Genomic DNA, 2,348 nt, shown 5'->3' with positions numbered 1-2,348 from the left:
TTGTAACGAACGGCACAAGAATCGACCATCGTTTTTCTAAATATACGCCGCCAAACAACGCAATAGCAGAAACCGGCGTAAAATTCGGCGGATGAGGAAGTATTCGTGAAAATGCGGCAAGAAGAATGAGTGAAGCCGCAAAGAAGAATGCTACGTTATTTTTTCCAGTGAGGTACATAAAAAAATTCCAGAATATTTTTTTCGGCGATTAAAATATGAAGTTTAAAAAATTTATACAAATACTATGGCAATAATTCCTGAAACTCATTTTCGTTGCTGATACTGAAGTGATACCGTCAATCGAATTTCGCGCAACGGCATCGGATAATCCTGAATGATTTGATACGATTCGTTGAAAATATTGGACGCTTCTATTTTTATCAACGGATGCATATTCTCGAACGAAAAGCGATACAGTAGTGCCGCCGATGAAATATTGATATCGGAAAGTTTTCCGATATTCGCTTCGTCAGTATATCGCTCACGTATTATTGAATGTTGAAAAGAAAAAGTAACATCATAAATGCTGTAACTTGTCGAAAGATTCATTGTTTGTTTCGGTAAATATGGAAGTTCTTTGTTGTATGTCGCATCGTTGGCAGAATCTTTCTGTAACTTTCTTACAGAATTCAACATGGAATTTATAGTAATCGAAAGACGTTCTTCCAACAATTTCCATGTTCCTTCCCATTCGATTCCTTCCGATTGAACGCGCCCAACATTTTTTAACATCCCGCTGAAATTACTCAACGGAACCCATACAATTCTCTCTCGCGTATCTATTGAAAAATAATTTACTTCAAGTTGTAGTTTCCCAACCATATTTATTACGCCGACAATTCCGGCATCAAAACTTGTCGAACGCTCCGGTTTTAAATTGGGATTTCCAAAAAAATTGTAATATAAATTATTAAACGTTGGGGCATGAAATGATGTTCCGTACGATGTGCGAATACGTAATTCAGGTTCTTCAAAAACACCTACATTGATACCGAGTTTCGGATTTACTGAATTGCCAACGTCGGAAATATTGTCGAACCGAATCGAAGGATACAATATCGTTTCCAATGGCGAAGACAAAAACTTTGAAGCCAAAATTTCCGATGAGAAGAAAACACTTTGTTGATTTCTTTCAACGTCTGTAAGTTCATTGCTTCGAATCCAATTTCGCGAAAATTCTCCTCCAACGATACAAGAAAAATTATTGGAAAACACGTACCGGATTGTTGGCTCAAGAACAGCAGCGCGATTCACATAGTAAGAATTGATTTGCCATTGCGGATCTCTGTACGTTTCATTTCCATATTGAAAAGAAGAATGCAACGTCGCAAACACTTTGGATTTGTCACTCCATTCAACAACAAAATTTGTACGAATGTTATTATCATTCAATCGCGCTTTTCCATCATCGGAAAGAGAATATACCGGATTCGGGGAACCGCGTTTTGCATCTTCAATATTGAAATTCAACGCTGCTGAAATATTGTTGTGTGCATTCCAATCAATACTGCTGGAAAAAAATTTCAGTGAATAATCAGCATTACCGCGTCGCATCAATGTTCGTTTCGTTCCGTCAAAAAAATAAAATTGATAATTCCCGTCTCCTGTTTCATTGTGAAGCGTTGCAAGAATTTTCAAATCCTCACTTTGTTGCAAATGAATATTTTGTTCAAACACCCGATGTCCAAAGGAACCGAATGAGGATAAAACATTCAGCGAAAAATTTTCTTTCGGTTTTTTTGAAATGATATTCACTACCCCGCCAACAGCACCCGTTCCATATAGCGATGAACTTCCACCTTTTAAGATTTCGATGCGCTCAATGTTCGATGAAGAGAAAATTCCCAAATCCACCAATCCGTTTTGTGCACTGTTGATTCGTACTCCATCAACAAGAAACGCCGTATGCTCGGGAGCCATTCCACGCAACGAAAGCGTATTCAGCATTGCATTGCCTCCGTACGATTTTATAAAAAGTCCAGATGTGCCTTGCAAAGCAGATGCATACGAGTTCCCTGTTTTTGTTTGAATCAACAAATTGTCAATCATTGTTACCGACGAAGAAAGTTTTCTCGAAAAAACTTTGCTGCGTGTTCCTGTTACAACGACTTCATCAACGTTATATTGTTTCGTCGAATCGATATCGTCGGCAAAGAGAAGTGAAGTAGAAATTAAAAAAAGAAAAAAATATTTCATAGATACATGTAGATAAATATTGATAAAAAAAAATCCCATCCTCAATAAAGAAGATGGGAAAATGAACCTGCTAAATGCATTGTTCCGCCAACTTCCCTCGAAGGTGTTGTGAAAAAAACATTGGCAGGTCTCCTGACTTTTCCTCATACAAA

1 protein-coding gene is annotated in these 2,348 nt (G+C 37.6%); it reads right to left on the bottom strand.

Annotated features, from left to right (window positions below):
* Positions 1 to 264: 264 nt before the first annotated feature.
* Positions 265 to 2,348 (bottom strand): TonB-dependent receptor (locus tag FJ218_11345; protein ID MBM4167496.1); only part of this gene is annotated, 2,084 nt, incomplete at its 5' end.

The sequence above is a fragment of the Ignavibacteria bacterium genome (genome assembly GCA_016873775.1).
Classification (GTDB): domain Bacteria; phylum Bacteroidota; class Ignavibacteria; order UBA10030; family F1-140-MAGs086; genus JAGXRH01.
This window is presented reverse-complemented; position numbering and strand designations above follow the sequence as displayed.